The organism is Planctomycetota bacterium, from assembly GCA_016207825.1.
Lineage (GTDB): Bacteria > Planctomycetota > MHYJ01 > JACQXL01 > JACQZI01 > JACQZI01.
In genome coordinates this window covers 95061-113463 of the sequence record JACQZI010000011.1, presented here as the reverse complement: position 1 = coordinate 113463, position 18403 = coordinate 95061, and the positions used below count along the sequence as shown (strand labels likewise).

The window sequence follows — 18403 nt, the reverse complement described above, 5'->3', positions numbered from 1 at the left end:
TGGAATTAATAAATAAGGGGCTAAAACTGAATCGCTTTACTCCGGGCGGTGCTTCTCACTTGGACTTCGTCCCCGAGAATCGGGACTCCGTTCTACTACGCAAGGATAACGGGCCCGTTTACAAGGACGTTCCGCAGTTGTTCTTGGAAGTAACGGTATCACAGGTGTAAGCCATCCCTGCACTTCGGCAGGGACGCCTGAATGATGGCAACAAGTAGAGGCGGGTGTAGGTTTTTCAGGGGTAGACTAGTAGCTAGGGGGTGTCCCGATTAACATATTGCGGATGCCCCCTTTCCTTTAGCCCCCTTCAGGCATATCTTGCGAAGGGTCGTGTGCGTTTGCAGGCGTAGTGGATTTCGCAATCACCTTTTTATCCATATTGACCAAACTATAAATCACCGGCACCAGAATCAGGCTGATGAACATGGAGACGGTCAGCCCGCTCAAGATGGTCATGCCTATCGGGCGGAAGGATTCCGAGCCCTCGCCCCCGGCAAAGGCCATCGGTATCAGCCCGAAAATGGTGGTCAGTGAAGTCATCAATATCGGGCGTAAACGGCGCCGTCCTGCCTGCAGGACCGCCTCCGCCAGCACCACCCCGCGCGAGCGCAGGATATTGATATAATCTATCAGGACTATCGCGTTATTGACCGCGATACCGACCAATAACACCGCGCCTAAAATCGTCACCAGCGACAAAGCGTATCCGGCAATCCAAAGCGCGAACAGCACTCCGCTAAAGGCGAACGGCACGGAAAACATGATGATAAAGGGATGCAATAAGGATTCAAACTGCGCCGCCATGACCATGTAAACGAGCATGATGGAAAGCAGGAGCAATAACTGCATATCGGCAAAGGATTTCCTCTGCTCCTTGACTAGCCCTCCGATATTGACCTTGATATCCGGCGGGCGCGGGATATGGCTGATGCCTTCTTCGACATCCGCGGCAACCTCGCCCAGCGAACGGCCGTAGACATTGGAAGAAACGCGGACAATGCGCTCCTGGTTTTCGCGCTCGATTTCTATCGAGCCAGTTTTTTCCGTAATCGCGGCGATGCTTGAAAGCGGAACCCTTTCCCCGCCCGGAGAAGGAATGCTGATATCGCGCACGTTTTCCACATACTGCCGGTCTTCTGGACGCAGGTTAATCAGGATATTGTATTCTTTCCTGCCGGTGCGGTATTTCAAAGTGTCGTTGCCGTAAAAATATGTCCTTAAGGTCTGGCCGATGGTTGCCTTATTCAACCCGACCAATCCGGCCTTATCCTCATTGATATTAATCGAGAGTTCCGGCTTGGCGACATCACGGCTGATGGAGACGTCTGAGGTGCCTGGTGTTTTCAACATGACATCCCTGACCGCCGCGGCGAATTGGTTGGTCTTATCCATATCCTCCCCGATGATATCCACGGACATGGGTTTGGCGCCGCCGATAAGCATCCGGTTTAAGGGGTTGCCGCTGTCCACCGTGATTTTAACCACACCCGGAAGCAGCTTGTATTTCTCCCGTATCCGGTTGCCGATTTCCTCAATCCCGATATCCCTTTCGGAAAGCGCCACCAGCTTGGCGCCGACCATGACGACATTCGGCCCTTCTTTCTGGCCGGACATCGAGCCGAAATCTGATTTCCCGGAGCGGACGAAGAGGTGTTTTATGTATTTGCCGGCTTCCGCCTCGAATATCTTGCGCAGGGTCTCCCCGAATTTGACCGTTTCCTCGACGCGCTTGCCGACCGGCAGTTCCACGGTTATCCACAGGTCTCCGGTATCTTCGGCCGGGATGAATTCGCTACCGATAAACGGCACCAGAAGGACCGATAAAACGAAAATGATAAATGAGCCGGCGATGACCAAAGCCCGGTTATGAAGCGCCCAGCCTAACATATTCGCGTAAGTAGCTTCTATTTTATTGAAGATGTTTTCACTCCATTTATAAAAGACCTTATACCACCCTTCCTTTTCCTCTTCCACGGTTTTCAAAAGCTGGGAGGCAAGCATCGGAGTCATGGTCAATGCCGTAAAGAGCGACGCCAAAAGCGTGACAATGATGGCAATGCCGAGTTCCTTGAACATTATGCCGCTGATGCCCGTCATAAAGATAAGAGGGACAAAGACGACGATGGTCGTCAGGGTCGAGGCGGAAATCGCCAGCCCCACTTCCGAGGAGCCGAATATCGCCGCTTCTTTTAGAGGCTTGCCGATACTCCGGTGATACGCAATATTTTCCAGGACGACCACGGCGTTATCCACAACCATGCCGACCGCGATTGAAAGGCTGGCTAGGGACATCATATTGATGGTCATCCCGAAGGCGTAAACGAAAATAAGCGTAATGATTAATGAAAACGGGATGGTCAGGGCGATAATCAAACTCCCCCGCAGGTCCCTAAGGAAAAACAGCATGACCAAAATGACCAGAATACCGCCCCACATTATGGTCGTCGAAAGGTTGTCTATCGTCTGTTCGATAAACTGGGCGGTATTGAACATTTCGTTTATTTTAACATCCGCGGGCAGGGTTTTTCTTATCTCGTCCAGCTTATCGCGCACCGCGTGCGCCACTTCCACGCTGTTGGAGCCGGACTGTTTCTGGACCATCATCATCATGCCTTTGTCGCCGTCCACCAGCACGTTCATTTTCATTTCCTTGAAAGAGTCCTTGACAAACGCGATATCCGAAAGGTGGACGAGTTTGCCTTTGGATTCCTTGACGATGGTTCTTCCGATTTCGCCGACTTTCTGGAACTCGCCGGGCATGCGGAGCATATACTCGTTTTTGCCGACTTTCAGGCTGCCGGCCGGGATGGTAATATTGCTGTTCTTGATGGCGCTTTCGATTTCACGCACCGAAAGCCCGTAAGCGTCCATTTTATTCTGGTTCAGCTCGACATGGATTTCCCTTTCCATCCCGCCGATGATCTGGATCGCGCCGACCCCGGGAACCCGCTTTAATGCCTCGCTCAGCTGGACATCCACGATATCGTAAAGTTTTTCCCAGGATTCCTTTGCCGTCACACCCATGCCCAAAATCGGTATCATCGAGGTATCGAACTTGATAATCATCGGCTGCTGGGCGTCGGTCGGGAGCTTGCGCTTGGTAAAATCCAGCCGGTCGCGGATGTTATTGGCCGCTTCGTCCAGGTTTTCTCCCCAGTTAAACTTGCAGGTAACCGTGGAAATGCCTTCCTGGGAAAAGGAGACCAGCTCGTCCAGATTGGAAACGATGGAAAGGTCGTTTTCGATGGGCTGGGTGATTTTTGTCTCCACGTCTTCAGCTGAGGCGCCGGGATAAATCGTCGTCACGGTGATAGCCGGGGGATCGATTTTCGGCATGAGGTCAATTGGCAGGAAATGCAGGGAAAACAACCCCAGCACGATTGCCGCCGTAAAAATCATCAGGTTGGTAACCGGACGCTTTACTCCGAATTCTGGAAAAGTCATATGTAATCTCTCCCTCAGCGGGGCTATTTCGCCGCGCTTTCTTTTATTATTTCAACCGACGTCCCGTCTTTCAGATGGGCGCCCACGATTGTTATAAGCTGGTCTTCCTCCGAAATGCCTTCCATAACGGCAACCATCCCTTTGGATTGGATGCCGATTTGTATTTCCTGTTTCTTGATTTTATTGTCCACAACTTTGAACACGAAATATTTGCCCATTTCCACCAGGATGTAATCTTTCGGGATGACGATTCTTCCGGTTTCGGTGGAAATTATCAATTCGACTTCGGCAAACATGCCTGGTTTCAGTTTATATTCGGGATTATCAAGGTGTATTTCCAGTTCCGCCGAACGGGTGCGCAAATCGAGCGCCGGGGAAATATTGCTTATCGCGCAGGAAATCTCCGGCTCGTTCCCGATTTTTAACCGGGCGGGAGTTTTGGTGTTCACTCTGGTGAAATCGTTTTCCGAAAGGTGCGCGATTATCTTAACTTTTTCTATCTGGACGATTTTAAACGCCGGCTGGGAAGGCGCCGCCATGTCGCCTTTTTCCAAATAGCACGCCGCGACAAACCCGTCTACGGGAGAAACGATAGTCGCTTCCCTTTCCTGTATCACAGCTTGTTCGAGCATGGCTTCGGACTGCTTTTTCTGCGCCTGGACTTGTTTTTTCTGCGCCTGCATGGCGTTATATTTTGTTTCTATATCATCTTTCTTCTGCTCGGAAACGGCGCCGGAATCGGCCAAGGATGAAATCCGTTCCAGGTCCTTGCCGAGGTTCACCAGGTTTATTTCCAACTGGTTCAGCTGCTGGTCGGCCGCTTCCAAAGAAGCCGCCCACTGCTTTACCTGCGCGGTAATCAGCGAGTGCTCAAGCACAGCCAGCTTGTTGCCGGTTTTTACCATGTCTCCGTTATTCACGAACCGTTCTTCCACCCGGCCAGTCACCTTCGGGAAAACATCGGCGGTGTTAATCGCTTCGATATTTCCGGTCAAGGCAACGATATCGCTGATATCGCTCTTGGCGGCAAGCACCACGTTGACAGGAATCTTTTCCTGTTCGCCGTTAGCCGCCGCGGCTTTCTTTTTACAGCCCGGAAAAACTATTAAGGCCAAACCGGCCAGAATGATGCATCCTGAAATAATTATTTTCTTCATATTCTTTCCTTTCATTAAATATTATTTGCTGTTCAAAACACCCATGGATTTCTTTAGCATTAAATACGCAACATTATAGCCGTATAAGGACGAAAGATAATTTTTCTGGGCGATATCGAGGGCTGTTTGGGCGTCCATTACCTCCAGCTGTGTATTCACTCCGTTCTTGTAACCAAGCTCTGCCAGGCGCAGGCCTTCGCGCGCCTGCTTGACGTTTTCCTTCTGCGCGTTAATCATTTCCTCAGCGTCTTTCAGGGTAAGAAACGCCTGCTTTACTTCATAGCGGACTTTTTCCTCGGTATCGCTCAAAGCCAGTTGGTATTGGTGGAGGACGGCTTTTTCCTGCATGATTTTCCCCCGGGTCTTGCCGCCTTCAAAAAGCGGGAACGAGACCATGCCGCCGGCGTTCCAGTAATCGCCCCATTCTGTCCCTCCGAAGACCTTACGGGAAGGCTTTTCCTCTCCCCCGTTGGCGAAAACCGAAACGGTCGGCCTTAAATCCGCCCGGGCGGCTTTGATGCTTTCCTTCTGCATCTTGACCAAAAGTCCTGCCTGGGCAAGGTCGGGCCTTAAGTTAAACGCTGTTTCCATGGATTTCTGCAAATCCGTCGTTTGAGCAATGTAATCAAATTTATCAATCAGTTCTATTTCCGCGCTTTCATCATCGGTCGGGGCGCCCATCACGCGCAATAAAGTAAGTTTGGATAATTTCAAATTGCTTTCCGCCTGCATGACCAGGGTTTTGAGGTTGCTTACCTGCACTTCGGCGCGCAGTAATTCGTAATCGGAAACCATGCCCTGTCCTTTTAACGCCTTGACGTTATCCCGGTGGGCGCTGGTCGTTTCCAGGCTCTTCTTGTTGACGTCGAGTATTTCCTGGTTTAAGACAACATCGTAATAAGACTTGGCAACGAGGAAATATATCGCTTCTTTCGTGTCATCAAATTGCAATGCGGCGATACGCTGGCCTAGCTCGGCCGAATAAATCAGCGCTCTTATTTTACCGCCCTGGTATAACAATTGCTTTAAGGATGCCTCGCCCTTATAATTATCCAGCGAACCGGTTTCGATTGTCGTCGGGCCTATATCAAATGTGTTTATTTCATCAATCCTGGTATAAGTAAGATTCACGGTAAGCTGCGGGTATCTCAAGGCTTCGGTTTCTTTTAGCCTGCCTTTTGCCTTATTTTTGCCTTCCATAGCGCTCAAAAGCTGGCGGTTATTTTCCAGGGCCGCCTTGATGCAGGTATCCAGCGAAAGCGCTATTTTGCCTTTGCCGGGAACGGCTTGGTTATTATCCGCAAAGAGCGGCACGGCGTAAGAGACCTCGGTTGGCCCGGAATCCCGCGAGGGGATAACCACCTCGTAATTTCCCGCCGGGTAATTTACCGGCCGGCTCGCGATGCAGGAAACCAGGGAAAAGAAACCGATTAAAGCTACTAATCCGAATTTACATCTCATAAAAAGCCTCCTTAATCATAACGGGCTCCCGTCATCATGTTTTTCAGAAATATATCTATTATGTATCTGCCTTTTTGCTGCAGGCTATTCTTGCCTTCTCCCAGATAGGCGGTAAACAAAACCCCGTAATAAAGGTCCGTCAGGACGCTGGCAACCCCTCTGGGCTCAACGGGTTTAACCAGCTTTTTCTGGACGCATTCTTTTATGATATATTCAATCCGTTTCTGGTGTTCCTGGTAATATTTAAGGTAAAGCGGCTTGAAGTGGTCCTTGAATTCACTGCGTTCATGCATGAAGAGTTCAATCAAATCCTTATTCCGTTCGAAGAAATCCAGGTGCGCCATGATTGCCAGCTCGAGCCTTTCCAGCGGATTTCCTGCGCCTTCTATTTTGGAATGGATTTCCGCTACCAGCCGCTGCATGCCGCGCTCTATAATAGATGTAAAAAGCTTCCGCTTGGATTTGAAATGGCGGTAAACCGTTCCCTTGCCGAGTTTGAGTTTGTCGGCGATATCCTGGACATCGGTCAGGCGGTAGCCATCGCGGCTAAAAAACTTTGTGGCGGCATCCAGGATTTGCCCGCTTCTTTCCAGCGGGCTGGATTCCTTTACTGCATTCTTTTTTGCCATAACAATTGGACGGACGCGTCCGTCTGAACTTATATTATATTAAAGTCGCCTGCTTGTCAAGAAAAATCCCGCTACAACACAAATTTATTTTATTGACGCGCTTCCGGCTAAAGTGTATCCTTTAATCTTTCCTTTATGATAAACAAGAAAAAGATTGAGCAATCGATACGGCTTTTCCTGGAGGGAATCGGTGACGACCCCAAGCGTACCGGCTTAAAAGAAACGCCCAGGAGGGTGGCCGAAATGTGCGAGGAAATCTATTCCGGAATCGGCACCAACCCGGCGCGGGTAATCAAGGTGCTTCTCTCCCAGGACCATGACGAAATCGTCCTTATCCGCGATATCCCCTTCTTTTCCGTGTGCGAACACCATCTTCTCCCTTTTATCGGCAAGGCCCATGTGGCTTACCTGCCGGGCGGCTCACGCGTCTGCGGGATAAGCAAGCTTGCCCGGGTAGTGGAAATACTTTCCAAGCGCCCTCAGGTGCAGGAAGCATTGACCACCGCGGTTGCCGAAACCATCCACAAGGCATTGAAACCACGGGGAGTAATGGTGATAATAGAAGCCGAGCATCTCTGCATGACCATGCGGGGAGTCAAGAAACCCGGTTCAAAGGTAATCACATCCGTCGTCAGGGGAGTCTTCAGGAAGAACGCCGCCACGCGCGCCGAGGCAATGGCATTAATCAGGCAGAAATAACCCTTTCCTCAAACCTTGCAAAACGAATGGATGATATCCCCGATGTAATGCGTGATGGCGACAACCAGGGCGGCGATAAAAACATGCTCAAAGATCACGGTTATCGGTTTAACACCCTGCTTTTTGGCCAGGAAATAACTGCTTATGCTTAAAAGGCTCATCCCGTAAATCACGCTCACGGTAATGGCGGTTTCAACGGAAAAAAGCACCAGCGGAACGAGGAATGTGCAGGCGGTTATAAATTTCGCCGCCCAAGTAGAAATAGTTGCTTCCCATATTTCTCTGGGGGTGTGCTTATTTTCGGCCTCCTCGGAAACATGCATCCCCAAGGCGTCGGAAAAAGCATCGGCAATCGCGATGGTCAATATCCCGCCCAGAACCACCAGTTTATCGGGGGAAACCGAATGCAGACCAACCATCAAGCCAAGCGTAGTAATGATGCCTGAGGTAGAACCGAAACTAAAACCAGTGGTCATCGAATGATTCATATCTAGCTATTGAACTATGCTTTATTTGGGCTTGAATTTGGTGAAATCGAAATCGCCTGCTGCTGACCCCTTCTTGATTCCGCGTATCTCAAGCTTTAGTTCGTCCGGGCTGTCCGCGCCGGCCATGGCATCTTCCAGGGTAATCAGCTCTTTCATATAAAGGTCTTTTAAAGACTGGTTGTAGGTCTGCGTCCCGTAATAAGCGCCTTCTTTGAGCGCGTTGTATAACTCCCTGGTCTTTCCGTTGAACAAAAGCTCTTTGATGGTCGGGGTATTGAGTAGTATTTCCACAGCCGGGATAAGGCCCTTGCCGTCACGCCTGGGCAATAGCCTCATTGAAATCACGCCTTCCAGAAGCATGGACAGTTGTTCCCGCAAAAGCTGATGCTGGTGCGGCGGGAAAAAGTTGATGATTCTTTCCACGGTCTGCGAGGCGTTTATCGTATGCAAAGTGCTGATGACCAGGTGCCCGGTATCGGCCGCGTTAAGCGCCGCCTCCATGGTTGCCAGGTCGCGCATTTCGCCTATCATGATGATGTCCGGGCTCTGGCGCAAGGAAGAGCGCAAGGCCTGGGCAAATGAATGGGTATCTATTCCTACTTCGCGCTGGTCAATCACGCTTTTATCGTCGCGGAATAAATATTCTATCGGGTCTTCTAGGGTAATGATATGCTTATGGTAATTCTGGTTGATATAATTTATCATGCTGGCAATGGTCGTGGATTTTCCGCTTCCGGCCGTCCCGGTCAGGAGTATCAAGCCCCTTTTTGCCAGGCATAGTTTCTGCAAAGGCGCCATCGGAACATTGATTTCTTCCAGCGGAGGAATCTTGCTTTGGACGTGCCTAAAAACCATTGCCAAAGTTCCTCTTTGCTTAAAAATATTGGCGCGGAATCTGCCCACGCCGAACATTTCATAAGAAGTATCCACCTCGCCTTTGGCTTCGAACTCCTTGCGCAGGCGTTCATTGGTGATATCCTCGAACATCTGCTTGACAATATCTTCGGTAACCGGAGGGCCGTCAACCGTCCTCATCTTTCCGCTCACGCGGATGGAAGGCGGAACGCCCACTTTGACAAAAAGGTCAGATGCCTTTTCAGCCACCATTGTGGCAAAAAGTCCCTGATAGTTTTTCGTATCTCCCATGATGGTTTTATATTACTATGTCATAACGATGAAGTCAATCTTTTTCGCTTTAACCTTTAATATAATCGGGAACTCTCGAAACGAAGAAAATTACCGTTTCTTGGAAATAAATCCGAATTGGATAATCGGCGGGATTATTATGATAATCGCCAGCACTATTAAAAGATGCATGTTTACAGAATTGTTTAGTAAATCATTCCATCGGGCGGTATTATTGATAAGGTCAAAACCAATACGATATTGAAGATAAAATATGATAACGAGACCGAACGCCCGCATGACACGCCATATTTCACGGTATTTTATAATCTGCCCCCAGGAAAAACATCCGCTTATTTTATCCAATTTGGCCGGCCATAAGCGCGGGAAAAATCTCGGCACCTTGTTACAGAATTCTACATACGCGTTTCCGAACTTTTCGGAAAGGAATTTTTCTTCTTTCTTTACCCGGCGCGGGATAACCACCAGGTAAAACAAGGGTAAAAAGATGGCTGCAACATACGGATTATTCGCCATTAGGCACAAACCGATATCAGTCAGAATATTTCCCGCATAAAAAGGATTGCGCACAAAGCGGTACGGCCCGGCCGTGGTTAGCTCTGATTGCTTGGTTAAATATCCGGCGGAAATAAAATGGATGATTTGGCCTATCACAACCAATCCGGCGCCGATAAGAAAGGGATACAATTCCGGATGCGACCAAAGCAAAATCACCACGATAAAAACACGGCGGATATTCGTTCTTAATTTCATTAAAGCACCTTGTCTTTCTGCCTGTATGTTTTAGGTTTGAATATCCAAAAGTGGCGGCTGAAGAAAAACCATTTTAACCGCCGCTTTTCTTTTTCCGTCAGCGTCTCCGGGAAAAAGCGGTGCTTAAACTTTAAAAGCGAGCTGTAGTCTATCAGGGATAGCATCTTAAACAATGCATTAAATCCTAGAGCGTCTTTCCTGAAATAAAGCGCATTGGCAAAGTCTATGAAATACGGATTATACTCTTTATCCAGAAGTATGTTCTTTTTCTGCCCTAAATCCAGGTGTACGACCCCTCGTTGGTGGAGTTTTTTTACCAGGCCGGACATTTTACCAAACACGCTGAAAGGAAGCGTCTCTTTTTTAAATTTCTTGAGCGGCTCGCCTTCGATATGTTCCATTAAAAATCCGTATTCGCCCACCCGCTTGATTAATCTTGGGATGCCTTTTATCCCCTCAAGTCGCTTGATGCTTTGCGCTTCGTGGCGGATAAGCAACTTCCCCCAGATATCCTTTACCCAAAAACTGCGCTCGGAATAATCTTTCCAGACGGCTTTTCTCCCCTCGTATTCCACCAAGCGGGTAATCGGCGACAGCGGCGGATTGTCTTTAAGGACTTGAATGACTTTCATCTTATACTGTACACGGATTAACGGATAATTCGAATTAATTCACTTAACTTTTATATAAGAATTAACAAATCGTTTTATATTACAAATGAATTGTTATCCGCTCAATCTGCTTACTTATTTTATTAATGAATCCAAAACCGCAGTGTTACGGCAATCGCGCCGAGAAGCACCATAAAGCCGACGTGCAGCTCATTGTTCTCGGAAAATACCGCCCTGGTCCATTTCTTTTCCGAATTCTCCCCCTGATACGCGCTGAAACGGCGCGGGATGTAATCCGGCACTTTTTTATCGTAATCAAGATAAGCCTCTCCGAACTTTTCCACCAGCCGCGGGCTTTCGGTCTTGCGCTTGACAGGGACATAATAGAAAACGAACGACAATAACTCAAGCGCCAATATATAATGTATATAAGGATTAAACGCCATGGCATTAAAGCCGAGCATGATGATGAATGAGCCCACGTACATCGGGTTTTTGACATAGCCGTAAGGACCGCTCGTGGTCAGCGATTTATTCTTTTCCAAGTGGCCGGTCGCCCAGACGCGCACGATTTCCCCGAAGATAACCAGCGCCAGCCCGCCGATATAAAACGGCAATAAATATTCCGGCTCGGGCAGTTTGATTGCCAGGTAAATGAGCGAGACGATTATCAGGAAAAGGAACGCCAGTTTTAGGTTGAATTTCCTGATGCGCTTGCCGATTCTTTCGATTGTTTTCATTGTCCTTAAATACTGGAACAATAAGCTTAAGTTAAAAAGGCTGTATTTAAACCCTTCCCGCAGGCTTTCGCGGGCGAGTGATTTTTCCTTGCGCCTTAAATAATATCGTCCTTCTTTTAAGGACTGCTTAACCAATCTTTTGTGGTAAAGCCCTTCGGTTATGCCGGATTCTATATCCGCTTTATAGAGGTTCCAGATTTTGTCTATCACCTTGCGTTGGAAGGCAAAGGCGTTATGGCGCTTGCCGGTGGTGACCGAGCCGGCGTGTTTCCGGTATTTGACCAGAACCTTGTCCACAAAAGCAGCCTCGCTATACCGCGCCAGGCGCATATAGAAATCGTAATCCTGGCAGAGCCTGAACGCGCTGTCCAGCATGCCTGATTTTGCCAGAAGCGCTTTCCTGAACATCACCGTCGAGGCGGGCATAAAGTTATCCCGGCTGAACAGCTCCAGAAATACTTTTCCCGCGGGATGCGTTTTATGGATAATATCTTCCTTCAGCGGATTCCCTTTTTCATCCACCGTAATGCATTTGCCGTAAACCAGGCTGATCTCCGGCTTTTCATCCAGCACTTTCGCCTGCAGTTCCAATCTGTCAGGCATCCAGACATCATCCGCCGCAGCCAGCACGATATATTCCCCCTTGGCTAATTCTATCGCCTTGTTCCAGGCAATGGCCGAGCCGCCGTTGGCTGCCAGGCGGACATAAACCACCCGGTTGCGGTATTGCTGCATTATTTCCTGCGTATTATCCTCGGAGGCGTCATCCACCACGATAATTTCAAAGTTCTTCTCCGTTTGGCTAAAGATGGATTCCAGAACCTCCGGCAGGAATTTGCCGTTATTATACGCGGCAATGACAACGCTTATTTTCGGCATGGCTTTCTATTCTTTCATTTTCCTGTAACGCTCAAACCTTTCTTTAAACATCGCCTCCTCCGGGGTTTTCTTCAATTGCTCTTCGCAGATCTCTATCGCGTCGTCTATCTGCCCGTTGGCTTCGTATGCCTCGGCCAGCGTATCGATAATCATCGGAATCGGATTTAATTCAACCGCCCTTATCGCGTATTTTAATCCCAGTTCGGCATTAAACGCCGGGGTTGATTTATCCGCCGTGACCATGTTCCAGGCGACTCCGTTCAAGAGATTCCCTAAAACCTCTCTGGCCGGGATATAACCCGGGAATTTCGCCAGGAATTCTTCATACTGACGGATTTTCTCTTCGTCCGAAAGATTGGCACTGTTTTCCGTAACCAAAGCGAAATCAAGATAGGCATCGGCATTCTTCCTGATGTCTATTTTATCCTTATTTTCCTTCAGCCATTTCTTCCACGCCGCCGGGTCGTAAGGGCTGCCGTCCCCCGGCGTATTCACCCCGGTATACCGCGCGATATAAGCCGGCACGTTCTCGCCGTAATTGCCTGAAGTATCTATGGAGCGGAAGTCCATCGAATCTATCAGGATTTCCAGCGCCGCGAAGTTCCCGAAATTGGCCAGCCCCTTGGCCGCCGCGCGCCGGAGGTAGACATCATCTGATTTAACGGCACGTTCTAAAACACCTTTGGCGCGTTCATCCCGGTAATTGACGAAAACCTCTGCCGCGGTTCCCCGCACTATCGGACTGGAATCCGTTTCCATTGCTTTCAGGATTAAGTCAATTGAGTTTTCCCGGTCAAGCTTGTCGAGGTATCCTATCGCCACGCGCCGGACATCAGCCGTGGAATCTGTTGCAAGGAGTTTGCGGACTAGCGGCAATGCCTCGCGCGCATCAAGTAATAACAAGCCGGCCAAGGCAAACCGGCGCACCTGTCCCTCGGAATCTTTTTCCAAGGTCTCAAGAAGCGCCGGGATGGCGTTCTTAAAACCCCACAATCCCAAATCGTGCGCGATGATTATCCGCACTTCCGCATCCGCCGCTTTCAGCAAAGGAACCAGCTGCGCGGATTCTTTTCCGCTAATCTTATCACGCGTCAAATAATAATGTATGCACTCCATGATGTCGCGGTTAAACTGTCGGTGGGTAGAGTTGACGATTGATTCGACCAGTTGCGGGATGATTTCTGGCCCGGCATTGGAAATCTGCCCGATTGCCTGAAACCGGCTGAATAAATCCGGATTCTGCAGGAGCTTGATATATTCGTTATTTACGGTTTGCGGAAGCTTATAATCGCCGTATGGCGGCAGGGGATTGGTAATCTTGCCGATGACATCTCCGTCGGGCCATGTGGTATCCAAGTGTATTCCGTGTCCGTAACTGAATCTTTCCGTATCGTTTTCTCTAAGCGGTATCTGGTAATTATCCTTCCCGCCCAAATCCAGGAAGATGGAATACGGCCAGGCGCGGCAATCAGATTCCGGAGAAATGCCGCCGAAACTCTCGCCCGGATGGTCGGTCGGCAATGCTGGATATTTGCAGTGATAGGTATCCACGCCTTCGTAATCGATAAACAGGGAAAACCCTAAAGGCTTACAGCCCGCGCCGTAAGACATGACGCAATCTTTGTCTTTATTATAAGTATCGTTCCCGCGGTAATCGATAAAGATTCCCGGCGAGCGGTCGCTGCCCGAGCCGAACCCCAGGAAATTGGTGTTGTAAACATCATCCCCGTCTTTATCTATGATAATCGCGTTGGTGATATGGATGGAGCTCCCGCCGCCGCGGCCGTTGGTGTAATTGTCGTTACCGGCATAATCAACCAGCGCGCCAAGAGACATAATATAACTCCCGCCCTGGTCGCACCAGCCCGCGGTTTGATAGGTATCGTTCCCGGCGCCGTCGGTCAGAATCCCGATGCCGCCGTAGGGCGTGAATTTCTTTGTCGGCGGCCAGGGGCGGAAGGAAAGCGCCCCTCCCTGCCCGTATCCGGGGAGCGGGCCTACGCCGAGATTATCTTTATTCTTATCCAGCGCTAACTGGTATTTGTCATTCCCTTCAAGGTCGGATAAAACGCCCAGCCCCAAGGTCGTTGCCGAGCCCTGCCCGTTTGTCGCGCAATCGTATAAATCATTCCCGGACGTATCAAGAATCATCCCCACGCCGATTATCCCCGCGCCCTGGCAGACGGCATGCGCGTCGTAGATATCATCGCCTGTTACATCATATATCGCACCGACCCCGATGATTCCGACGCCCTGCGAGAAGTGTTTGGCATAGTATTTGTCGTTCCCGGCAAGGTCGATTAAATATCCCACTCCCAAAAACCCGAATCCCTGGACATAGCTTTTATCCGGCGCTTTGTAATAATCGTCTCCCGAATGGTCGAGGCATACGGCGACATCACCTTTGGTCCCGAAGGAACCGCCGGCATTATTCGTGTAAGTATCATTCCCGCCCAAGTCTATTAAGAATGACGCAGTGTTTTTATGCTCATCATCCCCGAATCCGGTGATGACCATATCCCCGCAGTTAAAAGTTTCATTGGCTTTATCCGGGTCGGTGAAGTAATCGGCTTGTTTGAATCCCTTTGTCGCATTAACATATCCGGAAGAGGCATCGGCCAGTATCATTGCCGCGGCGAAAATATATTCATACCCAACTTTCCGGGCACGCTCGATAAACATAAAGTGCGTGTCCACATTTCCCGTGACAGAGGGCATCCTCTTTCCGTCCGGGGCAAGAAAATAGCCGGGATTGGCGTAAAAGAATTTCAGGTCGTCTTCGGAAAGATTGCCTTTGGCTGCCTTCACCATTTGCTGGGCAATCGAATAGCCGCCGTATAGATTCAGCAATATTTCCTGATACTTCGGCGTGAAGTTCGATTTGCTTAAATCTTCTTTTAGTGCCTTCATTGCTTTTTCGTCCGGGCCGTAATCCTTCATCGGGAACTGGTCTGTTTCCCGAAGCACACTGATGGCAAAAGGAATTGCTCCCAATCCCTTTTCTTTATGGAATTTATTAATTTGCTCGGTCGTATCCTCGGCCCATTGCTTCATATAAAGCGGGCGGTTCGCCACCGCATCAATAATCGGGAAGCGGCATGCCAAACGGTAAAGGCCTTCGTAAGGGCGGGGCAGTTCGAAACTGTCCAAATCAAGGTCTATCCTTTGGGCGGCATATTTCAACGGATTTCCCTCCACCGCGCGCGTGATGGGCGGATTATCTATCAGGAACGAATCCGAATAAGGAATCGGCTCCACCTTATCAGGTGCTTTGCCTGTCTGTCCCTTATCCGGCGCGCGGCTTTCCCCTTGCTTCGAATCGCAGGCGGTTAACATCAAACAAGCCGTTGTGAAAGTTACCAATAATACTTCGTTTAGTTTTTTCATAATACAGCCTCCGCTTCTACTAAAATCATCATTCAAGCGCCCCTCTGAGCATAGCAAAGAGGGATACGTTCATTATTATCCAGGCGTCCCGACCGGCAGCGTCGGGACAAGTCATTATTTAACGATTTCTTTAAATATATTTATCAGTTTCGGCGCGCTCGATTTTACAGAATATCTTTCCTCCACCGTCTTCCTCGCTTCAAGCCCGCAGGATTCACGCAACTTGGCGTCGGCTATCAACCGCTCAAGCTTCGCCTTCCATTCTTCCGGCGTTGTTGCCAGGAGCCCGTTGACGCCTTCCTGTATTATCTCCGTATGGACGCCGACCGGAGAGGCGACCGATGGAATCCCGCCCGCCATGTATTGCAATAACTTCGCGGCGCATTTGCCTTTGCTCCATGGGTCATCCGGCAGCGGCGCCAAACCGATGTCAAACGTTAGGACGTCCAAAATCTCGTGCTCTTCTTTCCACTGCTTTTTGATAATCTTTATCTTATCCGAATCAAAGAACGCGTTGCAGACTATCTTTAGCTGTATGTTAAACTTGCCCGCCAACTCTTCCAGGGCAGGCAAAAGCGCCTGAAGAAATACCAGCGACTTTCCCCCGCCTATCCAGCCGAGGATTACCGGGGTTGCCGGGTCTTTGGTCCCGTGCCGGGCTATCGGGTATTTTTCCGTATCCATTGAGGTCGGGATAATCCAGGCTTTCTTGTTATACTGCTCGGCCTGCTCTTTCAAATACGGATTCCCGGCGATGATGCCGTCGCTTGCCTTGACCATCTTGACAAACGCTTTCATTCTCTTGGGAGAATCTGGCGTGGCGTGGCGTGAGGAGGCGAACATCACGGCATCGTCGAAATCATACAGGACCTTGGCGCCCTGCGACTTAAAACGCTCCAGCCAGAATACGGAAACGCGCTTTTTCTGGATGAAGACGATATCGTATTTCTTCTTGCTCAGGCGCCACCACTTGAAAAAGCCGTCTGGAAAATCCTCAATCACCGGCTCCACCCGGTTCAAGCGGAAATAATCCAAAAACTGCGTGATGCGGTAACGGGTCGCCGGATGGTTATGGCCCCGACCTAAAAACAATACTTTCATGGCTGTTGATTAAAACATAAAGCGGATTGCGAATCAAAATAATTATTTATCGGCGGCGCCCAGTTCTTTCAATGCCTTTTCGACCTGCGCGGTTCCTCTTTCGCTCAGCCATGTCTTGTAAAGCTCTTTGATATCCGCGATGGCGGATTTCGGGACGGAAGAGGTCTCGCCTTCTTCCACCATGTAAACGGCCAGCCACCCGCGCAAGAGCTTGTCTTTGTCTTCGAACATTTTTATAACCACAGGAAGGAGTTCCTTATCCTTGAATTTAAGGAGCGCCTGGGCGGCGGAAAGCCGCACGGTCCATTCCTTATCGGAAAGCGCCTTTTTTATCTCCGGCAGCGAACCGCGGTCCTGCAATATCCCGAGCGCGGACAGGGCGGAGGTGCGGGAGGGGATGTCTTTTTTCTCCAGAAGGCTCTTTATCTTGGGAATGGATTCCTTGTCGCCGAATTTAGCCAGCGCGTCAACGGCCGACCCGCGCACCAGCCCGGAGGGGTCGTCCAAAAGCTCGCGGAAACGCGGGATAGATTCCCGGTCGCCGAAATCAGCCAAAACGCTTATGGCCGCTTCGCAGGCGATATCGTTATCATCCCTTAAAAGCTTTCGTATCAAAGGAATCGCGTCCTTATCGCCTAATTTGCCCAGCCCGACCGCCGCGTAAACGCGCACCGGCGGGTATTCATCCGAAAGCGCCTTTCTGATTGCCGGAATGGATTCCTTGTCCTTAAGCCGCGCCAGGGCCTGCACGGACGTGGCGCGGAGGCCGTCTTCCTTATCGGATAAAAATTTCCTTATTAACGGAATTGATTCCTTGTCGCCGATTGTTCCCAGCGCCTCGATAACCGTCTCGCGCACATCGGTATCCTCGTCTTCCAGAAGCTTCCGGAGTTCCGGGGCGGCCTCAATCGCCTTCATATCCATAAGGTAATAGGCGGCTTCCTCTCTTTTCCTGGAGTCTTTGCTTTTGAGCCTTTCGGTCAGCTCTTTTATTTGCGTGCTGCGCTTCTCCTTTTCGGCTTGCGGAGTTTGCGCCTCTGCCCGCATAAGCATCCCGAAAAACACGGAAAATAAAACCAGCGTTGGGAATATTATCTTCTTGCCTGGGTTTAGCATGTTTTTTACTCCTTTTTATTCCTTCACCGCGTAGACCAGGACCGTATCGTTATCGTCCTTGGATTTGCGCAGGCTGATTTCGTGGTGCAGGACCTTGAACCCGGCGTCTTTGACTTCCCGGACGATATCTTCGGCCAATCCGATATAGCGCTGGGCGGTGCCGTCCGGCAATATTAAACATCGGGTCTTGGGGTCGAATTGTTTCTTCAAATCCTCGTTCAGTATCTCCCCGCACATGGTATCCACGAAGAACACCCCCTTGGGCTTTATGATTCTCAGGGCGTTTTTCAGGAATTGCTTCCGGTCATCCCCGATAATGCAATGCAGGCAATGGCCGTCCAGGACGAAATCAAAGGTATTATCTTTATAGTCCTTTAAATCCACGACATTCCCGACGCGGAAATCGGCCTTGATATTCTTCGCCTTGGCCTTTTCCTTGGCCCATTCCACGGCGGTCGAGGAAATCTCTACCCCGGAAATCTCGTACCCCTTATCGGCAAGCCACAAGGCGACGTTTCCGGCTCCACAGCCCAGCTCTATCATCCGGCCCTTCTTGGGGAGATAGCCGGATTTGAGCGCTTTTTCCATCGTATCAAGCGTTTCTTTGGTTGAAACAGGGTCGGCGTCCCATCCGTCTTTCCCGGTTGCCTTATGCTTGCGGTAAACACTTTCATGCCCGGCATAATTGGTTTTCATATCTTTCCTCCTTTCGCTTGTGGTTTGCCAAACAAGGAAATATACTACTACTCTTTCTGGCGAAAGGCAAGAATTATCCTGTTAACAGCACTTATT

Annotated in this window: 14 protein-coding genes; 1 reads left to right on the top strand and 13 read right to left on the bottom strand. The window is 49.8% G+C overall.

Annotation, left to right across the window (positions count from 1 at the left end; all coding sequences use genetic code 11):
* Positions 1 to 297: 297 nt before the first annotated feature.
* The 4 genes from HY811_06295 to HY811_06280 are packed head-to-tail and all read right to left on the bottom strand — an operon-like array spanning position 298 to position 6691.
* Positions 298 to 3444, bottom strand: coding sequence for an efflux RND transporter permease subunit (locus HY811_06295; GenBank protein ID MBI4834409.1), 3147 nt, complete (start codon positions 3442 to 3444; stop codon positions 298 to 300).
* Between the two features lie 23 nt (positions 3445 to 3467).
* Positions 3468 to 4601: an efflux RND transporter periplasmic adaptor subunit gene (locus HY811_06290; protein ID MBI4834408.1), complete on the bottom strand. Its 1134-nt coding sequence runs from the start codon at positions 4599 to 4601 to the stop codon at positions 3468 to 3470.
* 21 nt (positions 4602 to 4622) lie between these two features.
* Positions 4623 to 6062, bottom strand: coding sequence for a TolC family protein (locus tag HY811_06285; GenBank protein ID MBI4834407.1), 1440 nt, complete (start codon positions 6060 to 6062; stop codon positions 4623 to 4625).
* Between the two features lie 11 nt (positions 6063 to 6073).
* Positions 6074 to 6691: a TetR/AcrR family transcriptional regulator gene (locus tag HY811_06280; GenBank protein MBI4834406.1), complete on the bottom strand. Its 618-nt coding sequence runs from the start codon at positions 6689 to 6691 to the stop codon at positions 6074 to 6076.
* Positions 6692 to 6826: 135 nt separating this feature from the next.
* Between HY811_06280 and folE the strand changes: the two genes are divergently transcribed.
* A complete protein-coding gene (gene folE / locus HY811_06275) occupies positions 6827 to 7390 on the top strand; it encodes a GTP cyclohydrolase I FolE (protein ID MBI4834405.1) in 564 nt (187 codons plus the stop codon).
* 8 nt (positions 7391 to 7398) lie between these two features.
* Here the strand turns inward: folE and HY811_06270 are convergent, their stop codons facing one another.
* The 9 genes from HY811_06270 to HY811_06230 form a co-directional block, all read right to left on the bottom strand.
* Positions 7399 to 7878, bottom strand: a complete 480-nt coding sequence (locus HY811_06270; protein ID MBI4834404.1) for a hypothetical protein — start codon at positions 7876 to 7878, stop codon at positions 7399 to 7401.
* Positions 7879 to 7899: 21 nt separating this feature from the next.
* Positions 7900 to 9024: a type IV pilus twitching motility protein PilT gene (locus HY811_06265; GenBank protein ID MBI4834403.1), complete on the bottom strand. Its 1125-nt coding sequence runs from the start codon at positions 9022 to 9024 to the stop codon at positions 7900 to 7902.
* Positions 9025 to 9114: 90 nt separating this feature from the next.
* Entirely contained in the window at positions 9115 to 9777 is a 663-nt protein-coding gene (locus HY811_06260; GenBank protein MBI4834402.1) for an isoprenylcysteine carboxylmethyltransferase family protein, read from the bottom strand.
* Complete coding sequence (locus tag HY811_06255; protein ID MBI4834401.1) at positions 9777 to 10409, bottom strand: hypothetical protein; 633 nt, start codon at positions 10407 to 10409, stop codon at positions 9777 to 9779. The genes HY811_06260 and HY811_06255 overlap by 1 nt, the downstream gene beginning before the upstream one ends.
* 122 nt (positions 10410 to 10531) lie before the next feature.
* Positions 10532 to 12007: a glycosyltransferase gene (locus HY811_06250; GenBank protein MBI4834400.1), complete on the bottom strand. Its 1476-nt coding sequence runs from the start codon at positions 12005 to 12007 to the stop codon at positions 10532 to 10534.
* 6 nt (positions 12008 to 12013) lie between these two features.
* Positions 12014 to 15394 (bottom strand): HEAT repeat domain-containing protein, encoded by a 3381-nt coding sequence (locus HY811_06245; GenBank protein ID MBI4834399.1) that lies wholly within the window; start codon positions 15392 to 15394, stop codon positions 12014 to 12016.
* Positions 15395 to 15508: 114 nt separating this feature from the next.
* Positions 15509 to 16495: a glycosyltransferase family 4 protein gene (locus tag HY811_06240; protein ID MBI4834398.1), complete on the bottom strand. Its 987-nt coding sequence runs from the start codon at positions 16493 to 16495 to the stop codon at positions 15509 to 15511.
* A 42-nt stretch (positions 16496 to 16537) separates the two neighbouring features.
* Positions 16538 to 17611: a HEAT repeat domain-containing protein gene (locus tag HY811_06235; protein ID MBI4834397.1), complete on the bottom strand. Its 1074-nt coding sequence runs from the start codon at positions 17609 to 17611 to the stop codon at positions 16538 to 16540.
* Between the two features lie 15 nt (positions 17612 to 17626).
* On the bottom strand, positions 17627 to 18307 hold the full coding sequence (locus tag HY811_06230; GenBank protein MBI4834396.1) for a class I SAM-dependent methyltransferase: 681 nt from the start codon (positions 18305 to 18307) through the stop codon (positions 17627 to 17629).
* Positions 18308 to 18403: the final 96 nt, after the last annotated feature.

Coding starts and splice junctions, on each gene's coding strand:
- HY811_06280 (MBI4834406.1), bottom strand. CDS start 6,691: ATGGCAAAAAAGAATGCAGTAAAGGAATCCAGCCCGCTGGAAAGAAGC.
- HY811_06240 (MBI4834398.1), bottom strand. CDS start 16,495: ATGAAAGTATTGTTTTTAGGTCGGGGCCATAACCATCCGGCGACCCGT.
- HY811_06285 (MBI4834407.1), bottom strand. CDS start 6,062: ATGAGATGTAAATTCGGATTAGTAGCTTTAATCGGTTTCTTTTCCCTG.
- HY811_06230 (MBI4834396.1), bottom strand. CDS start 18,307: ATGAAAACCAATTATGCCGGGCATGAAAGTGTTTACCGCAAGCATAAG.
- HY811_06260 (MBI4834402.1), bottom strand. CDS start 9,777: ATGAAATTAAGAACGAATATCCGCCGTGTTTTTATCGTGGTGATTTTG.
- HY811_06295 (MBI4834409.1), bottom strand. CDS start 3,444: ATGACTTTTCCAGAATTCGGAGTAAAGCGTCCGGTTACCAACCTGATG.
- HY811_06250 (MBI4834400.1), bottom strand. CDS start 12,007: ATGCCGAAAATAAGCGTTGTCATTGCCGCGTATAATAACGGCAAATTC.
- HY811_06270 (MBI4834404.1), bottom strand. CDS start 7,878: ATGAATCATTCGATGACCACTGGTTTTAGTTTCGGTTCTACCTCAGGC.
- HY811_06255 (MBI4834401.1), bottom strand. CDS start 10,409: ATGAAAGTCATTCAAGTCCTTAAAGACAATCCGCCGCTGTCGCCGATT.
- HY811_06245 (MBI4834399.1), bottom strand. CDS start 15,394: ATGAAAAAACTAAACGAAGTATTATTGGTAACTTTCACAACGGCTTGT.
- folE (MBI4834405.1), top strand. CDS start 6,827: ATGATAAACAAGAAAAAGATTGAGCAATCGATACGGCTTTTCCTGGAG.
- HY811_06290 (MBI4834408.1), bottom strand. CDS start 4,601: ATGAAGAAAATAATTATTTCAGGATGCATCATTCTGGCCGGTTTGGCC.
- HY811_06235 (MBI4834397.1), bottom strand. CDS start 17,611: ATGCTAAACCCAGGCAAGAAGATAATATTCCCAACGCTGGTTTTATTT.
- HY811_06265 (MBI4834403.1), bottom strand. CDS start 9,024: ATGGGAGATACGAAAAACTATCAGGGACTTTTTGCCACAATGGTGGCT.